Raw genomic sequence first — 21,357 nt, 5'->3', positions numbered from 1 at the left:
CATTGACGAGAAAGAGGGGAAAAGCATGTTACCGTACATCGGAAGTGGCGCGTACTGCTACGCAAATTCTTCAGCTATGCTTTTGGAGACAATTGGGGAGAAGGTATCGCCTGCTGTACTTGAAGTACTCTCTGGCGTAGGTATCGGGGCGATGTGGCATGAGGAGCAGAAAGTCATTTATTTCGGACAAGAGATTCCAGATCGTGGTGTAAGTCATGCGTTGGAGCTACTAGGATTTCGCTGGACGGAAAAGTCAGCGGATGCTGAGGGAGAGCCACCATTGGAAGAATTACGGCGTGATGTGGAGCATGGGCCCGTTTTGCTCGGACCACTTGATATGGGCTATTTGACGTATAATCCCAATGCTGCTTATTTGGGAGGAGCTGACCATTTTATTCTCGCGTACAGGATGGATGAGCAAGAAATCTACTTGCATGATCCGGCAGGATTCCCTTTTGTGAGCTTGCCATTGTCCCAGTTTGTTTTGGCATGGAAAGCCGAAAAAATCTTCGATCGCCTTTTTTCTTATCACTACTGGACAGCACCGAAGCGTGTAGGCAGTCCGTCAGAGGAGGAACAAGCTGCGAATGCCCTTCGTTTATTCCAAGGGATTTATCAGGAAAGTGCATCGGCTAAACCAAACGCTTCGGTCTTATACGGAAAGGAAGCGATCTTGCGGGTAGTGAGACGGATCGAAGAGGAGGGCGGGCTCACCCCAGCAGAAACTGGTCATCTCTCCTATTTTGCTTTCCAATTAGGGGCGAGGCGAGCCATGGATTTCGCTATGTTTTTCTCGAAGCATGCGCCAGAACTGGCGGCAATGAAAGAGAGGCAGGCGAAGCAATTTGGACGTTGTCACACACTGATCGTGGAAAAGAATGAGCAAGAGCTAGCAAATGCCATGCGCGTATTGGCAGACATCGAAGAAGAATTTCGTCAGGTGCTTTGCGCCAAATAAAATCGTTCCCCCAAGTGAGTAAGCAACGCTCATTGGGGGTTTTTCTTTCATTTGAATATTATTACTTTTTTATGATTCATGACAATCTCATCCCGAATGTGTTACCTTGTTATTCATTAGTCCGCGTAAAAGAGACAGAGTCCATTCCGTGCGGACATAATTTATTAATACTTAACGGAGGTTCAATATTAGTGAAAAATCTAGGTTTACTACCCAAAATTCTGGTCGCCATTGTCCTTGGGGTCGGGATTGGCTCTATTTCGCCGATTTGGGTCGTGAAAGGATTGGCTACATTTAGTGGCCTGTTTGGAAATTTCCTCGGATTTGCGATTCCGTTGATTATCATTGGATTTATCGCGCCAGGCATCGGTGAGCTGGGCAAAGGGGCAGGGCGGTTGCTTGGGGTAACCACAGGGGTTGCTTACCTGTCTACGATCCTTGCAGGAACGCTTGCTTATTGGGTCAGTGCGAGTATTTTTCCACACATTCTTGAGGTAGGTGGACTGGTGAATCAGTATGCCAACCCGGAGGAAGCACTAGTGAAGCCATTCTTTACTGTGGACATGCGCCGATTGTAGGTGTGATGACAGCATTGTTGCTCGCCTTTACCCTTGGTCTTGGAGCGACTGTCATCAAAGGGAATGCCTTGCAAAATGTAATGGTAGACTTGAGAGATATCGTCGAGAAGCTGATCGCTTCCGTCATTATCCCGTTGCTTCCCTTACATATTCTGTCTGTATTTTCCAATCTGACCTATGGTGGACAAGTCACCATGATTTTGTCCGTATTCGTGAAAGTTTTCGTCATGATTATCGTCTTGCATCTATTCTATTTGTTCGTGCAGTACATGATAGCAGGCCAGATGGGACGCAAAAAACCATTCACGCTGATAAAAAATATGCTTCCCGCTTACTTCACAGCGATTGGAACACAATCATCTGCGGCCACCATTCCTGTGACACTCAATCAGACCAAGAAAAACGGTGTGAGCGAAAAAATCGCGGACTTCGTCGTTCCACTCTGTGCAACGATCCATCTTTCCGGAAGCACGATTACGCTTGTCAGCTGTTCCATGGCAGTCATGATGCTAAATGACATGACGACATCCTTTAGTGTGATGTTTCCATTCATCTTGATGCTGGGCGTAACAATGATCGCCGCACCAGGTGTGCCGGGCGGGGCTGTGATGGCAGCACTCGGATTGATGGAGACCATGCTTGGATTTACTACCACGTTGACTTCGTTGATGATTGCTCTGTACATCGCGCAGGATAGCTTTGGTACCGCTTGTAACGTAACGGGTGACGGTGCGATTGCGGTGATTACGGATCGATTGAGCGAGGAAAAGGCAGCTTAAAATCGGCTGGAAAGATGAATGGGAAAATAGTCCCGTCTTTACGTTGAGGATTTTGCCACTTAAATTCCCCCGTTTCCAATTAGTGAGAATTATATTATCATTGGATATAATTCCATCATTCTACTTTTTGCGAAAAGGGGAATACATAACGCAATGTTTAACGAACGGAAAGCGTTACAAATGACATTGCAGGCCATGCTAGAGCAGCGTATGGCACTGCGTCGACAGTATGTCGATCAGGACAAGCAGTTGGGAGCTGACATCAAGCAGCTTTTGAGCCGCATTCGCGAGCTGGATAACGAAGTCGGGATCGGAGACGAAGAAAACCCAGACGATGTAGCTATATCAACAGAGGAATTTTCAGATGACTTGATGAAGCGAATGAAAGTGAGAAAGGCGCACATTCGTCATGATTATGTGGAAGTTGCGAAGCACATCGAAAACCTGTTACGGGAAGCAATGTCTCCAATGTCATTGGCTGATCTCTGCTCCGTGTTGAAAGCACGGCACCAGGTAGAGTTTGCTAGTCCCTACATTGGTGTACAGAAGTCATTAAAGTATTTGCCCCAAGTAAAAGTAGAAAAGGACGGGCGGAAACTGATTTTTTCACTCTAGCTCTAGGTAACTAGGGGGCAAAAGGCAGTTTCACGGGAGGCAAGACCCAAAAAGAGGCGATGTGCCTATGCACAATCGCCTTTTGGTGTCTATTGATTTACATGCTTATTGTAAGAAGGACTTGAGCATCCAAATGTGTTTTTCCAGGCTGCTGCGGATTCCCAACAGCATATCGGCTGTCCCTTCATCGTCGGCTTGGTCTGCCGTTTCCATAGCTAGCTTCAGTTCATCTACGAGAATGGAGAAGTCTCTCGCGATCGTTTCTACCATTTGCTCAGCTGTTTCGTTTCCTTCTGCTTCAGTGATGCTTGCTGTGTTCAGACATGCAGCCAAAGTCGCTACAGGCTTTCCACCGATGGAGAGGACTCGTTCAGCGAGGGTATCAAGATTCGCTGCTGCTTCGTTGTACAATTCCTCAAATTTTGCGTGGAGCGTAAAGAAGTGCGGTCCTTTTACATTCCAGTGAAAATTGTGTAGTTTCGTATAGAGCACTGTCCAGTTCGCTACTTGTTTATTTAGAACGCTGTAGAGTGTGTTTTCCATGAGAATCTCTCCTTATTTATAATTATTATTTGTTTAAACTTATTATAAACTAATAAGGGTTATTGTCAACACCCGGGAGGAAATTTATGCAGCAGCTGCGTATTGGTGCGGTTATTTTAGCGGGCGGAAAAAGCAGCAGAATGGGCTCGCCAAAGCAAAAATTGCAGTGGAGGGACGGAACCTTTTTAACAGAACTGATAAAGGAAGTACAGGCGGTTGGCTTGTCTTGCTTCATTGTAACGAACGATTTTTCGGGCACTCAAGTGACACAAAAGGAACAAATTGATGAACAGCCCGTCACAATCACACCTGATCTGGTACCATCCTGCGGTCCTGTAAGTGGGCTGGTTACTGCTTTTCGCGTAAGTTCAGAGGATGCTTTGCTGGTGTTGTCCTGCGACCTGCCTTTTATGGATCGTGTACAAATAGCCAAACTTATCGAATTTGCCAGGGAGAGTAACGATTGGGATGTGATTGTCGCCCAATCAGAGGGACGAATCCATCCATTATGTGCAGTGTACCATCGGAGAACACAGAGTGATTGGGAGCAGGCGCTATTGAATGGACAGCGAAGAGTGATGCGGACTTTAGATGAACTGCGTGTGTTGCCCTTGCCTGATGAATGGTTGGACCCTTGGGCTGTATTTAATGTCAACACACCTGAAGAATACGAACAGGCAAAAAGTGAAGAAAAACGCAGAAAGACAGGACATGCTTGAGACGTGTCCTGTTTTTTGTTTGGAAAAAAGGGGCTTTTCATAGAGGGCTATCATACAAGCGTTTCTCTGGACAAACCGTATGAATAGTAGTGATGGCTGAGGAAAGGAGGGAGAGCGCAATGACAAGAAAATGCAAAAAACAAGGCAAACACCACGGTCACCACTGTTGTTGCAAAAAACCCGACAAACACGCCCACCACTGTTGCGGCAAAAAACACGACAAGTATGACGAGCGTCACTGTTGCAAAAAGCACAACAAATATTACGACGACCACTGCTGCTGCAAGAAACACGATGATTACTACGAGCCTCAATGCTGCTGCAAAAAACACAATCATTACGATGAGGCGCATTGCTGTTGCAAAAAGCATGAACATTGCCACGATCACTGCTGTTGCTTCAAACGCCATGATTGCAAATGCTTTGAAAAACTTGACCACCACTGTTGCAAGAAGCATGACATAGATGATGACGAAGAAGAGGACGACGACAAAGACAAAGACAAAGATGAAGAAGATGACGAGGACGAAGATGATGACGACGACCACTGCAGGTATCACAAAAAGAAACATTGCTGCTGCAAATAAAAATTCTACGTACAAAAAACAAAAGCCCGAGAGGCCAACTCGGGCTTTGGATCAAACAGATGAGAAAAACATAGGAAAGCGGGAAGGCACTAAGCTTGTCCCGCTTTTGTTTGAATCCTCCTTTAAGGTAGGAGGATTCTCTCTGCTTGTGTATACACGTTCATTTTGTCATTGCGGATAAAACCGACTGCGGTGAGTTTCAGCTCATCAGCCAATTGCAGGGCGAGGTCAGTTGGAGCGGACTTGGACAAAATGATGCCAGCACCAATCTTGGCAGCCTTGAGCAGCACCTCAGACGAGATGCGTCCACTAAAGACAAGAATTTTGTCCGTGGTGGAAATGTTATCTCGCAAGCATTTCCCATAGATTTTGTCGAGAGCATTGTGACGCCCGATATCGGAGAACTGAAGCAAAACTTCATCTGGTGTACAGAGGGCTGCATTGTGAACGCCACCTGTTTGGCGGTGGATCTCAGACGACGCTTGCAATTCCTTCATCAGGCGCATGCATTGAGCAGGGGTGACAGTTGTTGTGCTTTCAACTGGCTTTGCTGTGCGCGCATCGCTAAAAAAGTAAAAGGATTGTCTGCTTTTTCCGCAGCAGGAAGTAATTCTGCGTTTAGAGTAAAAGCTCTGCGACAAAATCGTTTCTTTATGCAAATCAACGTAAGCAAACCCTTGGGCCTCATTAATCGTAAGCTGTTTGATTTCCGAGTAGCCCTTGATGACGCCTTCGGCTGCGAGAAAACCGATGACCATTTCTTCCAGGTCGGCCGGGGTGCATACGATTGTAGCGAATTCCTCATCATTGAGGAAAATCGTGAGGGGGTACTCTGTAACGATTACGTCGTCTTCCCAGCCATGTTGGTCAGTCGAAATTTTCAACACGGGCAATCGGGTAGTGATGGTTAGCTCAGACATACGGGCCTCCTTTTTGTCGAAATTATGAAGTTTTCATGGCTATTTTGTGAGGAAAATATTGTCGAGTGAACGCTTACATGGTAGTATACTATGTGAGATGAAAAGTGTCATAAAATTTTCGTCTTTCCATGTATTCATAGCGTAAGGACAGATTGACACGGAGCAGCGACCCTGCCACCGATTATTTTGTAGCCTTGCAGCGAATTACATAGTGAACACAATGCTTGTTGATGCTGATGTAGCGTTCCTGCTGATGATTAACTGCTGTGTTTCATCGTAGCCCTTGTTTCCATTTATAGGAGACTTGGGTGAGTCGGTGAAATCAGCAGTTTTTCTTTTTTTCGAGAAGGCTGCTGATGGATCCACAGTATGCTAAAGACCACTACAAAGGAGATGAATGATTTGGAACAAAAAGTGAAAAACCGCTGGCTCATCGCGTTGGCTGCGGTAGGCATCCACATCTCGATTGGGTCGGTATACGCCTGGAGTGTATTCACCAAGCCAATTACCGAGCAGTTTGGCTGGGACTTGCCAGACGTTCAATTTACGTTCAGCATTGCGATCTTGTTCTTGGGACTGTCTGCTGCCTTTCTCGGTCATTATGTCGAAAAGCACGGCCCGCGTAAAGCTGGTATTCTTGCATCTATCTTTTTCGGAATAGGAACTGTCGGGGCTGGCTTGGCGATTCAATTGAGCAGCTTGCCTCTGCTGTACTTATGTTATGGAGTGCTGGGTGGTATCGGTCTTGGTGTAGGCTATATTACGCCAGTATCGACCTTGGTCAAATGGTTTCCGGATCGCCGTGGTTTAGCGACAGGTCTTGCCATTATGGGCTTCGGCTTTGCTTCCATGATTGCCAGTCCGATTATGAACGCTTTGATTGCCAATGTAGGAATCGCGAACACCTTTTATATTTTGGGCATTATTTATTTTGTTGTGATGTTGGCTTCGGCTCAATATTTGGCTCCACCTCCAAAAGGCTGGGTACCGGCTGGATTTTCCGCTGAGGGAACAGTTGGCAGCAAGCAAATCAAAAAAGATTTGTGCCAATTGACTGCTAACGAAGCGATCAAGACACGCCGTTTTTACTTGCTATGGCTGATGCTGTTTATCAATGTGACTTGTGGAATCGCCGTTATTTCGGTAGCATCGCCGATGGCGCAAGAAATGGTGGGGATGTCTGTCGGAACAGCAGCTCTGATGGTAGGGCTAAACGGTTTGTTCAACGGTGGTGGACGTATCGGATGGGCGTCTTTGTCTGATTTCATTGGACGACCAAATACGTACACAGCTTTCTTTGCTATCCAAATGGTACTGTTCTTCCTGTTGCCGAATATGTCCAATCCTATCCTGTTCATGGTTGCGATGTTCATCATTATGACCTGTTACGGCGGTGGCTTTGCATCCATTCCGGCGTACATCGGTGACTTGTTTGGAACGAAGCAATTGGGCGCGATTCACGGCTATATTTTGACAGCATGGGCTGCTGCCGGCTTGGCAGGACCGATCTTTGCAGCATGGGTTCGCAAGACGACAGAAAGCTATACAGGAACAATGAGTGTTTTCGCAGGAATGTTCGTTGTCGCTCTGGTGATCTCGCTATTAGTCCGTCTGGATATCAAAAAACTGAAGGAAGAAGCCAAACAAAGAGAAAAGTCTGTTGAATTGGCTAGTTAATCAATGGTAAAGTTTAAGAAGAGAATGATTTGAAGTAAAGGTGATTTTCGTCGATGAATAAGTTCGAAGCAGAATTCAGTAATTTGGTCAGGGCTTTCCGAAAGCGCCATATGGGAAAGGGACCTAGCAAGATCAGCACCACGTTCTGCAAGAACTGGGCGATCTGCGAGATGGAAGGCAACCTTTCTCCGGTGGAAAAGTTCATCGCCACTTCGGAAGACGGAAAGCAGACATTACGAGCTGCCCGAACCGAAATGGTCAAAGAGATCTATCGGAAACACCAGCCAGTTGACATGGAAGCGTTTCTTGGAGCAAAACTCGTTGATCTATTCGTCGATATTGACATTGAACGGGATTTTGGAATGTCGATCTTTGTTTTTGATCAAGACATCGAAAAAAGAATGAAAAACGAACCGTAAGTCTAAACGAAGCAGCGTTCCTGTTCACCGGCTTAGACGTAACGGAATTCGCGAAAGCAAACACGAAGTTGAGACTAGGTAGCGAACCTGCCGTAGACAACCACCGTGAACACGCTCTTTTCCTATAGGACAAGGGACGGTTTCATGGTGGTTTTTTCGTCTCAATGGAGTTTATTAGAGGGGAGATAAAAGAAATGGGCAAGACCAAGCATGGCGGACCAATTAAGCTGGATACTTCGTGGAAGCCTTCCTTATGGGCTTCACTGATGCCGATGGGGCTCGGAAAAATCAAGCCGCATCACATTCGCGATACGATGAAGGTGGCGTATGACAATCGCGATAATTTGGGTTATGCCTATCGCATTTTGACCCAAGGGGTATGTGATGGCTGCGCTCTCGGCGTATCCGGTCTCTACGATCAGACGTTGACTGGTCCGCATTTGTGCACCACGAGACTAAACGTACTGCGTCTCAATACCATGCCTGCCATGGATGCCAAATGGTTTGAAGATGTAAATGCACTACGTAAGCTGTCCAGCGAAGAATTACGCAAGCTGGGAAGAATTCCGTATCCGCTTTCAAGAAAGCCAGGCGAAAACAAGTTCACTCGCATTAGTTGGGATGAAGCGTTAAACCGCATCGCGAGAAAAATCAAAAATATCAGCCCGAAACAACTGGCCTTTTTCTTGACCGCTCGTGGGATTACGAACGAGGTATACTACACGGCAGCTAAAATGGCTCGTTTCCTCGGAACCAACAACATCGACAACGCATCACGTATTTGCCACTCGCCGAGTAAGACAGCACTGAAGCGTTCGGTTGGGATTGGTGCGTCGAGCTGTAACTATCAGGATTGGATCGGTACCGATGTGCTCGTATTCTGGGGCTCTGTACCAGGTAACAACCAGCCTGTATCGACGAAATACATGTATGCTGCGAAAAAAGCAGGAACGAAAATCATCCTGATCAACCCGTACAGAGAGCCAGCGATGGAGAAGTACTGGATTCCATCTGTACCAGATAGTGCTTTGTTCGGAACGAAGATTGCGGACGATTTCTATCAAGTGAATATTGGCGGCGACATCGCATTCATGAACGGCGTGATGAAGATTTGGTTCGAGATGGAGGAAGCCAAACCAGGTTCTGCGATCAATCATGAATTCATCAAGGAGCATGCGAACGGAATTGAGGAGCTGCGCAAGCATGTGATGAATGAATCGTGGGACAAGATCGTAGAATCCTCCGGTCTTAGCCGCGAGCGTATCAAGGAATTCGCAGAGTTGCTCGCTAACTCTAAAAACGGTGTATTCGTATGGAGCATGGGTCTGACCCAGCACAAATTCGGTACGGACAATATTTCTCAAGTAGCCAATCTGGCCGTCCTTCGTGGATTCTTGGGTCGCAAGCACACTGGTCTCATGCCGATTCGCGGACACTCCGGCGTACAAGGCTCTGGTGAAATGGGTGCCGATCCGTTCAGCTTGCCAGGTGGAGATTTTGAAGAGAAATCATGGAACCGTATTGAAGAGCTCTGGAACTTCCCGATCCCGAAATGGCAAGGAGATATCGTCGGTATTTCTTTGGAAAATGCAGTGTTGCCAGATGGACATGAGCGCAAGACCAGATTGTTCTATACGAGTGGCGGCAACTTCCTGGAGACGATGCCAGATCCGGACTTCATGCAAAAATGCTTGGAGAGCATAGAAGTTCGTGTACATCAGGACATCATTTTCAACACATCTACGCTGGTGGATGCGAAGGAAGAGGTCATCGTACTGCCAGCAATGACTCGCTACGAGCAGCCGGGTGGCGGTACTTCGACAAGTACAGAGCGTATGGTTTACTTTAGTGCTGAAGTGGAAGGGCCACGAATTGAAGAAGCTCGTTCGGAATGGGAGATTTACGTAGATTTGGCGGCACGGGTCAATCCAGAGAAAAAGCATCTGATGCATTTCTCAAGCGCAGCTGATATTCGTGCAGAGATTGCCTTGGCGAATCCGAACTATGATGGTATCCAGCATCTGAAAAACCGCGGGGATGTTTTCCAATGGGGCGGTGCATGGTTGTGTGAAGGCGGCGTATGCCCGACACCGGATGGCCGAGCGAATCTGATTCCGATTGAGATTCCGGATTTGAACAAGCCAGAGGGACACTTCTATGTAACGACTCGTCGCGGTAAGCAGTTCAACTCGATGATTTATAGCAAGAAAGACCCGTTCAACAATGCGGACCGTTATGATATCCTGATCAATGCAGAGGATGCAAAAGAACTGCGCATTGCAGAAGGCGAAAATATCGTCGTTTACAATAAATATGGGACGTTCCAAGGACGTGCCAAATTCGAGGACACAAGACGCGGAAATATTCAAGTACACTGGCCGGAAGGGAACGTACTCATTCCGAAGGGTGTATACGAGACATACGCAGGTATTCCCGAATACAATACAGCCGTGAAGGTTGAAAAAGCGGACACTTTCCACGCCAATAAAGATTTGAAATACGTGGAGAGAGAAGTGGAAGATTTGGAAGTAAACGTCGGCTGACGAGCTGCAGCAATGGGTGGTCAAGATTAGGGGGAACAAGCCATGCGTTTTTCGCGACAAACAATCTCGGTTGAGGAAGCGATGAGCAAGCTTTTGGCAAAAGTAGTGACAGGGAGAACGGAACAAGTGCAGATCGGGGAGGCATACGGGCGGATACTGGCCTCTGATCTACGTGCAACATACGATTTGCCGCACTTTGACCGCTCGCCGCTGGATGGGTTTGCCGTGAGAGCTGCGGATACGATTGGGGCCTCCGTTGACCGCCCGATTACACTAACAGTGCTAGAGACAGTTGCGGCCGGGCAAGTACCTACTAGAGAACTGAAAAAGGGCTACGCGACGCGGATCATGACAGGTGCGATGATGCCTGCGGATGCAGATGCGGTCATCATGTTTGAGCAAACGCACAACCCAGCCGAAGAAGCGGATACTGTACGGATCAAGCGAGAGATGAAGCCTGGGGAAAATGTATCGCGTCGTGGTGAAGAGATGGCCAAAGGAACGGTCATTGCCAAAACGGGTGAACGGATTAACGCAGGTACTCTCGCCAGCTTGGCTACGTTTGGCTATTCGCAGGTCGAGGTGTTCTGCAAGCCGCGTGTCGGTCTGATTTCGACTGGAAGCGAGCTGTTGGAGATTGATCAGCCGCTTGCTCCAGGCAAAATTCGCAACAGTAATACGGTGATGCTAACTGCCTTGATTGCCGAAGCAGGGGGCATCCCTGTTTCGTTTTCGAGATTGCCGGATGATCTGTCGGTGGCGAAGGAGAAAATCAGTGAATGCTTTCGGGGCGTGGATCTGGTCATTTCAAGCGGTGGTGTGTCCGTTGGGGATTTTGATGTGATCGCGGCTTTAGTAGATGAGCCTGAGGTGGAGCTTTTGTTCAACCGGATCGCGATACGTCCGGGAAGTCCGACGACAGCCATGCTCATGGAGGGCAAGCCTTTGATTGCCCTATCAGGGAATCCGGGTGCTTGCTTCCTCGGGTTTGAGTTATTTGCGCGAGCAGCCATTCGTCGCATCTCGGGAGAAGCCCATGTCGTGCAACAGGTGATTAAGGCGAGACTCGGCGTCGATTATACGAAGCCTTGTCCATACCCGCGTTATCTGCGAGGGAAGCTCCTTGAAAAAGACGGGGTTTTGCACGCAATCCCTGATTTCAATGAAAAGGCAGGGAATCTGGGGACGTTGAAGGACAGCGAATGCTTTATGATCATACCAGCCGGAGGAAGCGGGAAAAAAGCAGGAGAGCTGGTTGATGTACTCACGCATGCCGCCCCAACCTGGAGAAGAGAGGGATAGCAGATGGTCAAGCCACCTTGTGTTTTGCAGATTGTCGGTTATTCGAACAGTGGCAAGACGACGCTGCTCACCAAGCTCATTCCCATTCTCGAAAAAGCAGGGATAAGAGTTGGGGTCATCAAACATGATGGCGGACACGATTTTGAGTGGGATCAGCCAGGGAAGGACACTTGGCGTTATCGTGAAGCCGGAGCCTCGGTGGTTGCGATCACATCCAAAACAAAAACGGCCATCGTGGAGCAAAAGCCGCAGGAGTTATCCGTCCTGATCCAGCGCTTGGCAGATGCCGGGGCCCAGCTCGTTTTGGTAGAAGGCTTCAAGCGTGAAGGCTATCCCAAGCTCGTCCTGCTTCGCAGATCAGAAGATGAGGAACTTTTCTCGATCGTTACTCATCTAGTAGGGATCGTAGGTTGGACGGACAAGCGTCAGCCGGGGTTACCCTTTTTTGATATTAATGACATAGACAACATAGCCAATTTTGTAAGGGAACGGGTTTCCGTTTGGCATTGTCAAAACTGATTAGAAGCATTGAGATCATTCCATCTTGATAGGGGATGATCTTTTTTTGTAGCATGGGAGATGATCCATGTCATGAAATATATGGTAATGTAAATAAAAAATCGGCGAGAAATGATAAGGAGCAAAAAACATGAACTGCCCTCACTGTCACAACGAATTAAATGAAATTCCTTTCTGTTACGGAATAGAAGCGCCACATTATTTTTATATGGTACCAGAAGAGAAACGAACAGAATTAATAAAAGACTTTTGTGTCATTGATGAACAGCATTTCTTTATGAGAGGACATATTGAAATACCAATAATAGATAGTACTGAGAAATTTATATGGAGTGTTTGGGTTTCTCTTAGTGAAGAAAACTTTTTGAGATCGAATGAATTGCTACACGTAGAAGGAAGAGAAAATGAAGAACCTTATTTTGGCTGGCTATCGACTGAACTTTCCATCTATCCAGAGACCACCCTATCCTTAAAGACATGGGTACATACACAAAAAGTTGGTGCGGTCCCCTTAATAGAATTAGAACAAACGAATCATCCACTTGCAGTTGAGCAAAGAGAAGGAATTACAATGGAGAGAGTGAAAGAAATTGCCCATTTCATCAATCATACGGTGTAATAAGAAAATGCCTGCTGCCGGGATGTTCCGGCAGCTTTTTCGTTTTCTCATGCATTAGACGATGGCTTATGGATTGCTTCAATCAGGTAGTTTTGGACGTATATATTCACTCCAATGGCTGATAAACTTGCAGCATATTTCAAAAAAATAGGAGTGATAACAATGGATGGAGTGCGTTACAAAATGAGAGAAGTATTAGATAAGAGCAAGATTGAGACATTTTTGCAGCAAGCTAGAATCGGACATCTGGGAATGGTCGATGGTCATTTGCCGTATGTTGTTCCGCTCAATTTTGTTTGGACAAATGGGAAGCTTTATTTCCATGGTGCCACCGGCGGGAGAAGAAATCAGGTTGTGGATGCTAATCCAGAGGTCTGTTTTACGGTTTGTGAAGAATATGGAACGATTACTGATCCGGTGCCAGCTAAGACGGACACAGCGTATATGAGTGTAATGATTTTTGGCAAGGCTGAGCCTATCGTTGATCTGGATGAGGCTACACACATGTTACAAGAAATGATGAATAAGTATGTGCCAGGCTACTATAATCGCCCTTTGCCCAAGCAGCATGTAGAAAAATACCGTTCAGCAGTATTCGGTGGTCCGGTTCAGGTGTACCGAATAGATCCACAGCATATCACTGCGAAAGAAAATCCAATAGAAGAAGAAAAAATGTTCAATCCTGGTAAAACCGTGTAATCTCTGCAAGACGAAAAATGCCTTCTTCAATGGTGGATTCATCTACTTTAGCAAAACCCAGCACCCATCCTTTTCGATCGCTTTTCAAACAATACTTGCTAAGTGGATAAACACGGATTCCTTTTTCGAGTGCTAGGATCGTCGCGGCTTCTTCATCAAAAGATTGATCAGCTTCAAGAAGGATATGCAATCCCGTTTCTACGCCGCTTAGTGTGAAGTGTTCGCCGAGTCCTGTCGTGATGATGGCCTTCGTCATGGCTTCATGTCTGCGCCGATATACATTCCGAACCCGCCTCATATGGCGCATGAAATGACCATGCTCAATAAAATGAGTAAGCGTTAATTGCTCCATAATCGGAAGATGCCGATAGGTTAATTCATGGACTTGGGCGAGCTGGCGAATGGCCTCTTTGGGGCCAACGATTGCCGATATCCGTATACCAGGCGCAATCATTTTGGAAAAACTCATCATATACAATGTGTTCTGAGGTCGCTGACTGAACAAGGTTGGAAGTGGGTCGCCGCGATAGCGAAATTCGCTGTCGTAATCATCCTCAACAATCCAAAACTGCTGCTCGGCAGCCATGTGTAACAATTGTTGCCTGCGAGGTTCCGACATAATGACTCCAACCGCACACTGGTGTGATGGCGTGACATAGACAAGCTTGGACCCCGGATGAATATGGTCTACGCATAACCCGTACTCGTCGACTGGAACGGAGACAACTTGCATACGCCGATACTTCATTGCCATCCAGGCAGCAGGGAAGCCAGGATCTTCTACAGAAACGGTATTCCCTTCCTGTAAAAGAGCTTGGGCGATCAAATCGATGCTATGCTGTGCACCTGAGGTTAACATGATTTGATCGATATTTACATGAACGCCCCGTTCAAGTGACAAATAACGTTGAATCTGTTCTCGTAGCGGTTGGTATCCATAGGCATTGCCATAAGCCCAACTGTCCAGATCCGTTTCTGTGGAAGCCTGTAAAAACGAACGTCTCCAAATCTTTTGAAAATGCTCGTCCAAATATGGCTCATGGGGACTGAAATCGACCTCAACCTTTTGACGATCTCTGTCCCCGAACCAACCGTGCAAATGACCGATTGTAGCGTGTAACAAAGGCAATTCGGGAGGGACAGGTCCTTCGGGCGCAGCATCCTCGGAAGGACGAGTTGCATAAATCCATTCGCTAACTCGCGTTCCACCGCGGCGAGAGGTGACAGTGTAGCCGCGGCTGAATAACTCCTCATAAACAATTTGTATGGTTGAACGGGAAACGCCAATTAAAGAAGCGAGTTCGCGGGAGGGTAGTAGCAATTCACCCGGCTGCCATTTTCCTGAGGTAATATTATGGATCGCTTGGTCCAGCAGTTGCTGCCAGATTGGACGTTCGTCATCTCGGTTTACGGTTAGCATTCATTCACCTTCACTGTTTTTCGTGGAATTTAATAACAATCCATTGGTTGCTATGCTATCATGGCCATCATTTTTTTTGCAACAAGACGGTTGGAGGATAACTTTTTTAGGGTGTTTTGAAATTGTCACAAATGGTTTCGATTTCCTGTGACTAGAATCACATGTGTATCTGTGAACCTCCCGTACACTTGAAATATAGAAAGAACGAAGCACTTCAAGGAGGTTCTACGATGTTAAGTCAAAAAACCATTGAAATCATAAAATCAACCGTTCCTGTACTAGAGGTGCACGGAACTGCCATTACAAAACGTTTTTATCAAATGATGTTTGCTAAGCACCCTGAGCTTCTCCATATTTTCAACCACGCCAATCAAAAGCAAGGAAGACAGCAAGCAGCTCTAGCAAATGCGGTGTATGCTGCGGCTTTATATATTGATAAGCTGGAAACGATTTTGCCTGTTGTGAAGCAAATTGGACACAAGCACCGCAGCTTGGGAGTGAAGGCCGAACACTACCCGATCGTCGGGGAAAATCTCCTAGCTGCAATCAAAGACGTACTTGGGGATGCGGCTACGGACGAGATTTTACAGGCGTGGGCGGAAGCGTATGGGGTCATTGCGGATGCCTTCATCGGTGTAGAGCACGAAATGTATAAAGAGGCGAGCGGACAGCCTGGAGGATGGGTTGATTTCAGAGAGTTTATCGTCCAACGCAAGGTGAAGGAAAGCGACGTAATTACTTCCTTCTATCTGGTTCCGGCGGATGGTCAACCGATCTCCAGCTATGAGCCAGGACAGTATGTCAGCATCAAGGTAGAATTACCGGGCGAGCAATTTACGCACATTCGCCAGTACAGTCTCTCTGATGCGCCAGGGAATGCGTACTACCGCATTTCTGTCAAACGCGAGGACGCGATGCAGGATAAGCCAGCAGGAAAAGTATCCGTTTATTTGTCAGAGGAAGTGAAGGAAGGAGATAGTCTGCAGTTGTCTGCTCCGGCTGGAGATTTTACCTTGCAGCAAGAGGACAGCCGTCCGGTTGTGCTTCTCAGTGGTGGTGTTGGATTGACCCCAATGATCAGCATGCTGAACACACTGATTAAATCGGGAACAGACCGTCCGATCACCTTCATTCACGCAGCCAAAAACGGAAATGTGCATGCCATGAAGCAGGCAGTAGAGGAGTTGGCCGCAAAACATCCGCAGCTTTCTGTTCACTGGTGCTATACACAGCCGACCGAACAGGATCGATTGAACGGTGCTTTCCAGAAAGAAGGATATATCGACTTGCAATGGCTGCAAAAGGTCATTGATACAAAAGAGGCGAGCTACTATTTCTGTGGTCCAATTCCATTCATGAAGACGATCAACGGTGCTCTGTTGGAATGGGGAGTGCCAGCAGAAGATATTCATTTTGAGTTTTTTGGACCGGCAGCGAACTTGGCATAAAGGCAACCACGAAAAAAGCGTATGCTTACTCGCGATTCGCAGCTTGAGCGCGCAGCAGTCGATTTACCGTTTCGCGGCGAAGTCCGATGAGTTGACCGATTTCATCCTGAGTCAGCAACTCCGAAAGCGAGGCGACAGGAATGAATGTCTGAAACCAAAGCTGGAGCTTGCGAAGCTTTTCAGCAGGAGAGACTTCGGTCAATTGGTCGATACGCTGCTGCATCATCCTCAGCTTCCCTTGCAGCTGTAGCGCGATATCACGACACTTTTCAGGATGGTCATCCAGATGGCGATACCAATCCGGGGCAGACAGTACTTCGATCTCACAGGTCACGAGAGCGATTGCTGTCCCGTAATAGGGATTCGGGCTCATCAACGAATGATGCGGAATGATCTCATCTGGCACGATGATGTTGACCAGCGTCAATGCTCCGTCTGCATGTACCCGAACGATTTTTAACAGACCGCTCTTCAGATGATAGAGCGGTCCAGTTTCTCCTTGTCGAAACAGGACTTCTCCCTTGTGCAGGATCATGGGTTTCTCCTCGATTCTCTACGTTTTTCTCTAGCAATTATAGCAAGTCAGGCAGGAGGAAGTAAGCAAGCGTAAAAAGCAGTTTACCGCTTTTTTAGGCTTGCTACAGCAATGATGCCTTTTGCTATAATGAGGAAATCACAGTTAGATAAGGGAGTTGTCTGATGCTCAACTTTTTTACATGGGTAGGCTCCATAGTGGGGGTACTCACACTCGGATTGATTGGCTATGTGGCTTACCGCTACTGGTACCATATGGGACAGCTACCGAAGCCGGAGTTTCGTCATCTGGACACGAAAAAGCCAAAGCCTGCCGACTGGAGTCACGATGAGGTTACGTTTACATGGATCGGCCACTCGACGATTCTGTTGAATATGTTTGGTACGAAAATACTGACGGATCCGGTTTTGGGCGAGAAGCTGGGGATTAAGCTAGTAGGTGTCCATTTTGGTCCCAAGCGCTTTACACCTCCTGCCCTCGACTTTTCTGAACTTGGCGAGGTAGATATCATTTTGCTATCGCATGCCCATTTGGATCATATCGATCTGCCAACCTTGCAGAAAATAGCGAATCGATCCACACATGTCATTACAGCGCACCAGACGAGCAAACTGTTCAAGCATATGCCATTTGGTTCGTATGAGGAAATGCAGCCAGGTGAAGCCGTTACAACCAAAGAAGGACTGACGATTACGGCGATTCCTGTCCGACATTGGGGCAACCGTTTTCCATGGAATCATGAGTATGGCTACAATGGCTATATGATTGAGAAAAATGGTGTGCGCATCCTCTATCCCGGCGATACCGCATATATCTCTATGGAAAATTTGCCGAAGCAATTCGGGCCGATCGATCTGGTATTCATGCCGATTGGCGCCTACAAGCCAGACTCGTATCAGGCAGCGCATTGTACGCCAGAGCAAGCATGGCAAATGTTCAAGGAGACCAAAGCCAAGTGGCTGGTGCCTATTCATTGGAATACGTTTGTGCTCTCGCGTGAGCCAGTTGATGAGCCGTTCGAGCGTCTGTTGGTAGCAGCGGGGGACGAGAGGGATAGGATCGTTGTTGAAAAACAAGGGGAGACGTTTTCGATCCCTGTTCAATAGGTGTGAAAAGTAGCGACTGCTTACATGGCAGTCGCTTTTTTAACGATATGAATAAATGGGGAGGGAATAGCTACCTTATTATAGAAATATTTTTATCGAAGGAGTTTTTTGAGGAGGGGTACATATGACAAAAGCATTGCCGCAACGCTGGGATATGGATGTGATTTTTCCTGGTGGCAGTGAATCAGAGGATTTTCGGGCGTTTTTAGTGACAGTGGAAGGGGATATTGCGAACCTGAAAGCGCGTTTCGAGCAATCTGGCGCTGGTTTGCATGAAACAGCCGCTTTCAAAGAGGTTGTCGCTCAAGTTCAAAGCATTGCCGTGCGAGTGAGACAAGCAGGTGCATTCATTTCCTGCCTGACTGCTCAAAATGTAAAGGATGAGCCTGCCAAACTGATGGGTGGTCGTGTAAAGAGCATCTCAGCTGCGTTTGGTGCAGTATTGACGAGATGGGAAGAACAGCTGCTGGCTATCGACGAGGCTGCATGGGAGAATTTATTGGCAGACGAAGAATTGCAATCGCTTGCTTTTGTGCTGGATGAGCGCCGCCGCCGTGCACAGGAAAAGCTGTCGCCTGAACAAGAAGTGCTGGCAAACGATTTAGCTGTGGACGGCTATCACGCTTGGCAAGACTTGTACAATGCGGTCGTGGGACGTATGAGCATTGAGGTTGAGGTCAATGGAGAGACGAAGCAGCTGTCCGTGGGGCAAGCTTCTAACCTGATGAGCAGTCCTGACCGTGCTGTGCGTTCTCATGTTTTTGAAAAGTGGAAGGAAGCTTGGGGCAAGGAAACGGAGCTGTGCGCACAAGCGCTGAATCACTTGGGTGGTTTCCGTCTCTCTCTGTACCGTCATCGTGGCTGGGATTCCGTTCTGCGTGAACCACTGGATATTGGACGGATGCAGGAAAAAACACTCGACGCGATGTGGCAGGCCATCGACAATCGCAAGGATCGTCTGGTTGCCTACCTGGAGCGCAAGGCAAAGCTGCTCGGTGTAGACAAGCTCAGCTGGTACGATGTAGGAGCTCCAGTCGGTAAGGTACATAAAGAAGTGTCCTACGATGAAGCAGCTGCCCTGATCGTTGAGCAATTCAATCGCTTCAATCCAAGCATGGCTGAGTTTGCCCAAAAGGCATTCGATGAGGGCTGGATCGAGGCAGAGGATCGTTCTGGCAAGCGCCCAGGCGGATTCTGCACGAGCTTCCCAGTCAGTAAACAATCTCGCGTGTTCATGACGTATGCGGGAAGCGCAAGTAATGTATCCACACTGGCACATGAGCTAGGGCATGCGTATCATCAGCAAGTCATGTGGGATTTGCCAGCCCTTAACCAAAACTACGCGATGAACGTAGCGGAAACAGCATCGACCTTCGCAGAGATGATCCTCGCTGACGCTGCTGTGAAAAATGCAGCCAATGACGATGAAAAACTGGTGCTCTTGGAAGATAAGCTGCAATCCATCGTCGCGTTTTTCATGAACATCCACGCTCGCTTTATTTTCGAGAAAAATTTCTATGAGAAGCGCAAAGAAGGTCTCGTGAGTGCGGCTGATCTCGACCGACTCATGGAAGACGCGCAAAAGCAAGCGTACAACGGCGCTTTGGCAGATTACGAGCCGCATTTCTGGGCATCCAAGCTGCATTTCTATATCACGTCGTACCCGTTCTACAACTTCCCGTACACATTCGGGTACTTGTTCAGCATGAGTGTCTATGCGCGTGCGCTTGAAGAAGGGGAGAGCTTCGCGCCGAAATACGATGCACTGCTCCAAGATACAGGCCGCCTGATGGTGGAAGACTTGGCGAAGAAGCATCTCGGCGAGGATATGACAACAGTTGAGTTCTGGCAAAAAGCTGTTGACCTGGCTGTGGCAGACATCGACGAATTCCTGTGCCTGACAGAAGAAGCATAAATGTACGAATAAATTAGTTCCAAGCAGTCTGTCACTTTTCTGGCAGGCTGCTTTTTTCGTTGAGAGATTGTTAACATTGCAGAAGAAATCTTCGGATAACATTTACCTGCGGTTTATAGAATCCTCGCTATTTTCTCGTACAGTAAAAGGGAAGGGAGTACTTGTAAAGGGAGGCATCGTAATGGACACTGGCAGTCATCTTTTGTTGGGTGTCACTCTGGCGGGGTTAGCTCATATCACGCCGGCAGTGGCGAATGATCCAGCGCTTGCACAGGCGCTGATGATCGCAACGGTAGTGGGTTCTCATGCCCCGGATTTCGACACTGTGGCCAGACTTCGCGGTATTTCTTTTTACATTCGCTTTCATCGAGGAATTACGCATTCCATTCCCGCCTTATTTCTGTGGCCCCTCATCATTAGTCTTTCTCTTGCCTGGGGGTTTGGGCTCATGGGGCAGTTCGGTATTTTGTACGGTTGGACGCTGTTGGCTGTTATGCTGCATGTTTTTCTCGATATGCTAAACGCCTATGGAGTCCAATGTATTCGTCCTATTAGCAAGCGTTGGGTGCATTTGGATGTGCTCGCGATTTTTGAGCCACTGGTGTTCGCGGTTCATCTGGCAACGGCGATCTGGTGGCTCGCTTTTAGAGGAGATCCTAGCGTGTTATTTCCGGTTGCATATGCCATGACGCTCGTGTATATTGGCGTGCGGGCTTGGCAGCATCACCGTAACGTCAAACGGGTAGTAAGGGCATTGAAAACAAGGGGCATATCCCATGTGTTCCCGAGCATACATCCTTTTCACTGGCGATTCGTTGTTGAGACGGAGGAACTGTTTTACACAGGGAGAATCGAGTATGCGCGTGTGATACTGGAGGATGTATATCCGAAGCAACAGCGTGATGCGATCATTCAGGCTACTGTCGGTGTGGATGGCGTTCGTGCTTTTCTCGGATTTGCTCAACGAATCCACGTCACATGGAAAGAGATTGCCGATGGTTATGAAGTCACGTGGAGCGATGTGCGCTTTTGGTACAACCGCAAGCTACCATTTGGCGTAGATGTTGTCTTGGATCGTGATTTGAACGTCGTTGATCATCGGTTGGGTTGGCGAAAAAAAGCGTGGGACCCACCGTTTGTATAAGGGAAGCTAGTATAGGTAAGCCTCGTCAGTTAGTGAAGCTGGGGGCTTACTTTTTTTGTGTGAACAAGGCACCTCAGCGTCTGCTTCTTGCATGGTTTCAGGAAAACTTTCTGCTGCCCCCCTTGAAAATGCCTAGATAGTGTTTTTTTGCCAAAGGTTTAGATGGTATCGATAAACCAACAAAGCTGGTAAGAAGAAAAAGCACAGGGCTCGTAGACCTTGACAACGCGTTCCCAGTTGGAACTTTCAAAAGGGGACCACGCTTGTCGAACACTTCTTCTTTGAGAAACTTCCGCCCGTAGGGTGGCTTTG

Annotated in this window: 19 protein-coding genes and 1 pseudogene; 15 read left to right on the top strand and 5 right to left on the bottom strand. The window is 47.5% G+C overall.

The features are described 5' to 3' along the window. Positions 1–25: 25 nt before the first annotated feature. The 3 genes and pseudogenes from HP401_RS32230 to HP401_RS32220 all read left to right on the top strand — a co-directional run bounded on the left by HP401_RS32230 (position 26) and on the right by HP401_RS32220 (position 2,930). Positions 26–958, top strand: a complete 933-nt coding sequence (locus tag HP401_RS32230; RefSeq protein ID WP_173606440.1) for a hypothetical protein — start codon at positions 26–28, stop codon at positions 956–958. Positions 959–1,149: 191 nt separating this feature from the next. Further along, positions 1,150–2,315, top strand: a pseudogene (locus tag HP401_RS32225) (dicarboxylate/amino acid:cation symporter). A 153-nt stretch (positions 2,316–2,468) separates the two neighbouring features. Then, complete coding sequence (locus tag HP401_RS32220) at positions 2,469–2,930, top strand: hypothetical protein (RefSeq protein ID WP_012684859.1); 462 nt, start codon at positions 2,469–2,471, stop codon at positions 2,928–2,930. 105 nt (positions 2,931–3,035) lie between these two features. Here the strand turns inward: HP401_RS32220 and HP401_RS32215 are convergent, their stop codons facing one another. Further along, on the bottom strand, positions 3,036–3,473 hold the full coding sequence (locus HP401_RS32215) for a Dps family protein (protein WP_016741658.1): 438 nt from the start codon (positions 3,471–3,473) through the stop codon (positions 3,036–3,038). A gap of 86 nt (positions 3,474–3,559) precedes the next feature. Here HP401_RS32215 and HP401_RS32210 point away from each other — a divergent pair, with 86 nt between their 5' ends. Then, a complete protein-coding gene (locus HP401_RS32210) occupies positions 3,560–4,192 on the top strand; it encodes a molybdenum cofactor guanylyltransferase (protein WP_173606439.1) in 633 nt (210 codons plus the stop codon). A 50-nt stretch (positions 4,193–4,242) separates the two neighbouring features. On the opposite strand, the gene HP401_RS32205 is transcribed toward HP401_RS32210, so the two are convergent. Further along, positions 4,243–4,752 (bottom strand): hypothetical protein, encoded by a 510-nt coding sequence (locus tag HP401_RS32205; RefSeq protein WP_173606438.1) that lies wholly within the window; start codon positions 4,750–4,752, stop codon positions 4,243–4,245. Positions 4,753–4,901: 149 nt separating this feature from the next. Further along, positions 4,902–5,699 (bottom strand): formate dehydrogenase accessory sulfurtransferase FdhD, encoded by a 798-nt coding sequence (gene fdhD, locus HP401_RS32200; protein ID WP_173606437.1) that lies wholly within the window; start codon positions 5,697–5,699, stop codon positions 4,902–4,904. 402 nt (positions 5,700–6,101) lie between these two features. Between fdhD and HP401_RS32195 the strand changes: the two genes are divergently transcribed. The 7 genes from HP401_RS32195 to HP401_RS32165 all read left to right on the top strand — a co-directional run bounded on the left by HP401_RS32195 (position 6,102) and on the right by HP401_RS32165 (position 13,477). After that, positions 6,102–7,376, top strand: a complete 1,275-nt coding sequence (locus HP401_RS32195; protein ID WP_286176784.1) for an L-lactate MFS transporter — start codon at positions 6,102–6,104, stop codon at positions 7,374–7,376. A gap of 53 nt (positions 7,377–7,429) precedes the next feature. After that, complete coding sequence (locus tag HP401_RS32190; RefSeq protein ID WP_007722503.1) at positions 7,430–7,795, top strand: Na-translocating system protein MpsC family protein; 366 nt, start codon at positions 7,430–7,432, stop codon at positions 7,793–7,795. 194 nt (positions 7,796–7,989) lie between these two features. Further along, positions 7,990–10,338, top strand: a complete 2,349-nt coding sequence (locus HP401_RS32185; RefSeq protein WP_173606436.1) for an FdhF/YdeP family oxidoreductase — start codon at positions 7,990–7,992, stop codon at positions 10,336–10,338. 42 nt (positions 10,339–10,380) lie between these two features. After that, a complete protein-coding gene (locus HP401_RS32180; protein WP_173606435.1) occupies positions 10,381–11,640 on the top strand; it encodes a molybdopterin molybdotransferase MoeA in 1,260 nt (419 codons plus the stop codon). 3 nt (positions 11,641–11,643) lie between these two features. Further along, the gene (gene mobB, locus HP401_RS32175; RefSeq protein WP_173606434.1) at positions 11,644–12,159 is read left to right on the top strand and encodes a molybdopterin-guanine dinucleotide biosynthesis protein B; all 516 of its coding nucleotides are present in this window, start codon (positions 11,644–11,646) and stop codon (positions 12,157–12,159) included. Positions 12,160–12,289: 130 nt separating this feature from the next. Beyond that, positions 12,290–12,778, top strand: coding sequence for a DUF2199 domain-containing protein (locus HP401_RS32170; protein WP_173606433.1), 489 nt, complete (start codon positions 12,290–12,292; stop codon positions 12,776–12,778). A 162-nt stretch (positions 12,779–12,940) separates the two neighbouring features. Beyond that, positions 12,941–13,477: a pyridoxamine 5'-phosphate oxidase family protein gene (locus tag HP401_RS32165; RefSeq protein ID WP_012684869.1), complete on the top strand. Its 537-nt coding sequence runs from the start codon at positions 12,941–12,943 to the stop codon at positions 13,475–13,477. Here HP401_RS32165 and pdxR read toward each other — a convergent pair. Continuing rightward, positions 13,455–14,897 (bottom strand): MocR-like pyridoxine biosynthesis transcription factor PdxR, encoded by a 1,443-nt coding sequence (gene pdxR / locus HP401_RS32160; RefSeq protein WP_173606432.1) that lies wholly within the window; start codon positions 14,895–14,897, stop codon positions 13,455–13,457. The genes HP401_RS32165 and pdxR overlap by 23 nt on opposite strands. Before the next feature lie 230 nt (positions 14,898–15,127). On the opposite strand from pdxR, the gene hmpA reads away from it, so the two are divergent. Then, a complete protein-coding gene (gene hmpA / locus HP401_RS32155) occupies positions 15,128–16,345 on the top strand; it encodes an NO-inducible flavohemoprotein (protein ID WP_173606431.1) in 1,218 nt (405 codons plus the stop codon). 25 nt (positions 16,346–16,370) lie between these two features. Here hmpA and HP401_RS32150 read toward each other — a convergent pair whose 3' ends face one another. Beyond that, positions 16,371–16,880 carry a Crp/Fnr family transcriptional regulator gene (locus HP401_RS32150; RefSeq protein WP_007722490.1) on the bottom strand — a complete coding sequence of 170 codons (510 nt, stop codon included), beginning with the start codon at positions 16,878–16,880 and terminating at the stop codon, positions 16,371–16,373. 164 nt (positions 16,881–17,044) lie between these two features. Here HP401_RS32150 and HP401_RS32145 point away from each other — a divergent pair, with 164 nt between their 5' ends. The 3 genes from HP401_RS32145 (at position 17,045) to HP401_RS32135 (ending at position 21,045) form a co-directional block, all read left to right on the top strand. Then, complete coding sequence (locus HP401_RS32145) at positions 17,045–17,986, top strand: MBL fold metallo-hydrolase (RefSeq protein ID WP_173606430.1); 942 nt, start codon at positions 17,045–17,047, stop codon at positions 17,984–17,986. Between the two features lie 124 nt (positions 17,987–18,110). Beyond that, positions 18,111–19,901, top strand: coding sequence for a M3 family oligoendopeptidase (locus HP401_RS32140; RefSeq protein ID WP_173606429.1), 1,791 nt, complete (start codon positions 18,111–18,113; stop codon positions 19,899–19,901). Positions 19,902–20,082: 181 nt separating this feature from the next. Then, a complete protein-coding gene (locus tag HP401_RS32135) occupies positions 20,083–21,045 on the top strand; it encodes a metal-dependent hydrolase (RefSeq protein WP_173606428.1) in 963 nt (320 codons plus the stop codon). The last annotated feature ends 312 nt before the right edge of the window (positions 21,046–21,357 follow it).

This window comes from Brevibacillus sp. HB2.2, from assembly GCF_013284275.1.
Classification (GTDB): domain Bacteria; phylum Bacillota; class Bacilli; order Brevibacillales; family Brevibacillaceae; genus Brevibacillus; species Brevibacillus brevis_D.
Note: the sequence above shows the minus strand (reverse complement) of the source record. Positions and strands in the feature narration are given on the sequence as shown.

Excerpts from the sequence above, each read along its gene's own strand:
- HP401_RS32190 (WP_007722503.1), top strand. The coding sequence starts at position 7,430 with ATGAATAAGTTCGAAGCAGAATTCAGTAATTTGGTCAGGGCTTTCCGA.
- HP401_RS32135 (WP_173606428.1), top strand. The coding sequence starts at position 20,083 with ATGGACACTGGCAGTCATCTTTTGTTGGGTGTCACTCTGGCGGGGTTA.
- HP401_RS32170 (WP_173606433.1), top strand. The coding sequence starts at position 12,290 with ATGAACTGCCCTCACTGTCACAACGAATTAAATGAAATTCCTTTCTGT.
- HP401_RS32145 (WP_173606430.1), top strand. The coding sequence starts at position 17,045 with ATGCTCAACTTTTTTACATGGGTAGGCTCCATAGTGGGGGTACTCACA.
- HP401_RS32185 (WP_173606436.1), top strand. The coding sequence starts at position 7,990 with ATGGGCAAGACCAAGCATGGCGGACCAATTAAGCTGGATACTTCGTGG.
- HP401_RS32210 (WP_173606439.1), top strand. The coding sequence starts at position 3,560 with ATGCAGCAGCTGCGTATTGGTGCGGTTATTTTAGCGGGCGGAAAAAGC.
- HP401_RS32180 (WP_173606435.1), top strand. The coding sequence starts at position 10,381 with ATGCGTTTTTCGCGACAAACAATCTCGGTTGAGGAAGCGATGAGCAAG.
- HP401_RS32150 (WP_007722490.1), bottom strand. The coding sequence starts at position 16,880 with ATGATCCTGCACAAGGGAGAAGTCCTGTTTCGACAAGGAGAAACTGGA.
- mobB (WP_173606434.1), top strand. The coding sequence starts at position 11,644 with ATGGTCAAGCCACCTTGTGTTTTGCAGATTGTCGGTTATTCGAACAGT.
- fdhD (WP_173606437.1), bottom strand. The coding sequence starts at position 5,699 with ATGTCTGAGCTAACCATCACTACCCGATTGCCCGTGTTGAAAATTTCG.
- HP401_RS32230 (WP_173606440.1), top strand. The coding sequence starts at position 26 with ATGTTACCGTACATCGGAAGTGGCGCGTACTGCTACGCAAATTCTTCA.
- HP401_RS32140 (WP_173606429.1), top strand. The coding sequence starts at position 18,111 with ATGACAAAAGCATTGCCGCAACGCTGGGATATGGATGTGATTTTTCCT.
- HP401_RS32220 (WP_012684859.1), top strand. The coding sequence starts at position 2,469 with ATGTTTAACGAACGGAAAGCGTTACAAATGACATTGCAGGCCATGCTA.
- HP401_RS32215 (WP_016741658.1), bottom strand. The coding sequence starts at position 3,473 with ATGGAAAACACACTCTACAGCGTTCTAAATAAACAAGTAGCGAACTGG.
- HP401_RS32165 (WP_012684869.1), top strand. The coding sequence starts at position 12,941 with ATGGATGGAGTGCGTTACAAAATGAGAGAAGTATTAGATAAGAGCAAG.
- pdxR (WP_173606432.1), bottom strand. The coding sequence starts at position 14,897 with ATGCTAACCGTAAACCGAGATGACGAACGTCCAATCTGGCAGCAACTG.
- hmpA (WP_173606431.1), top strand. The coding sequence starts at position 15,128 with ATGTTAAGTCAAAAAACCATTGAAATCATAAAATCAACCGTTCCTGTA.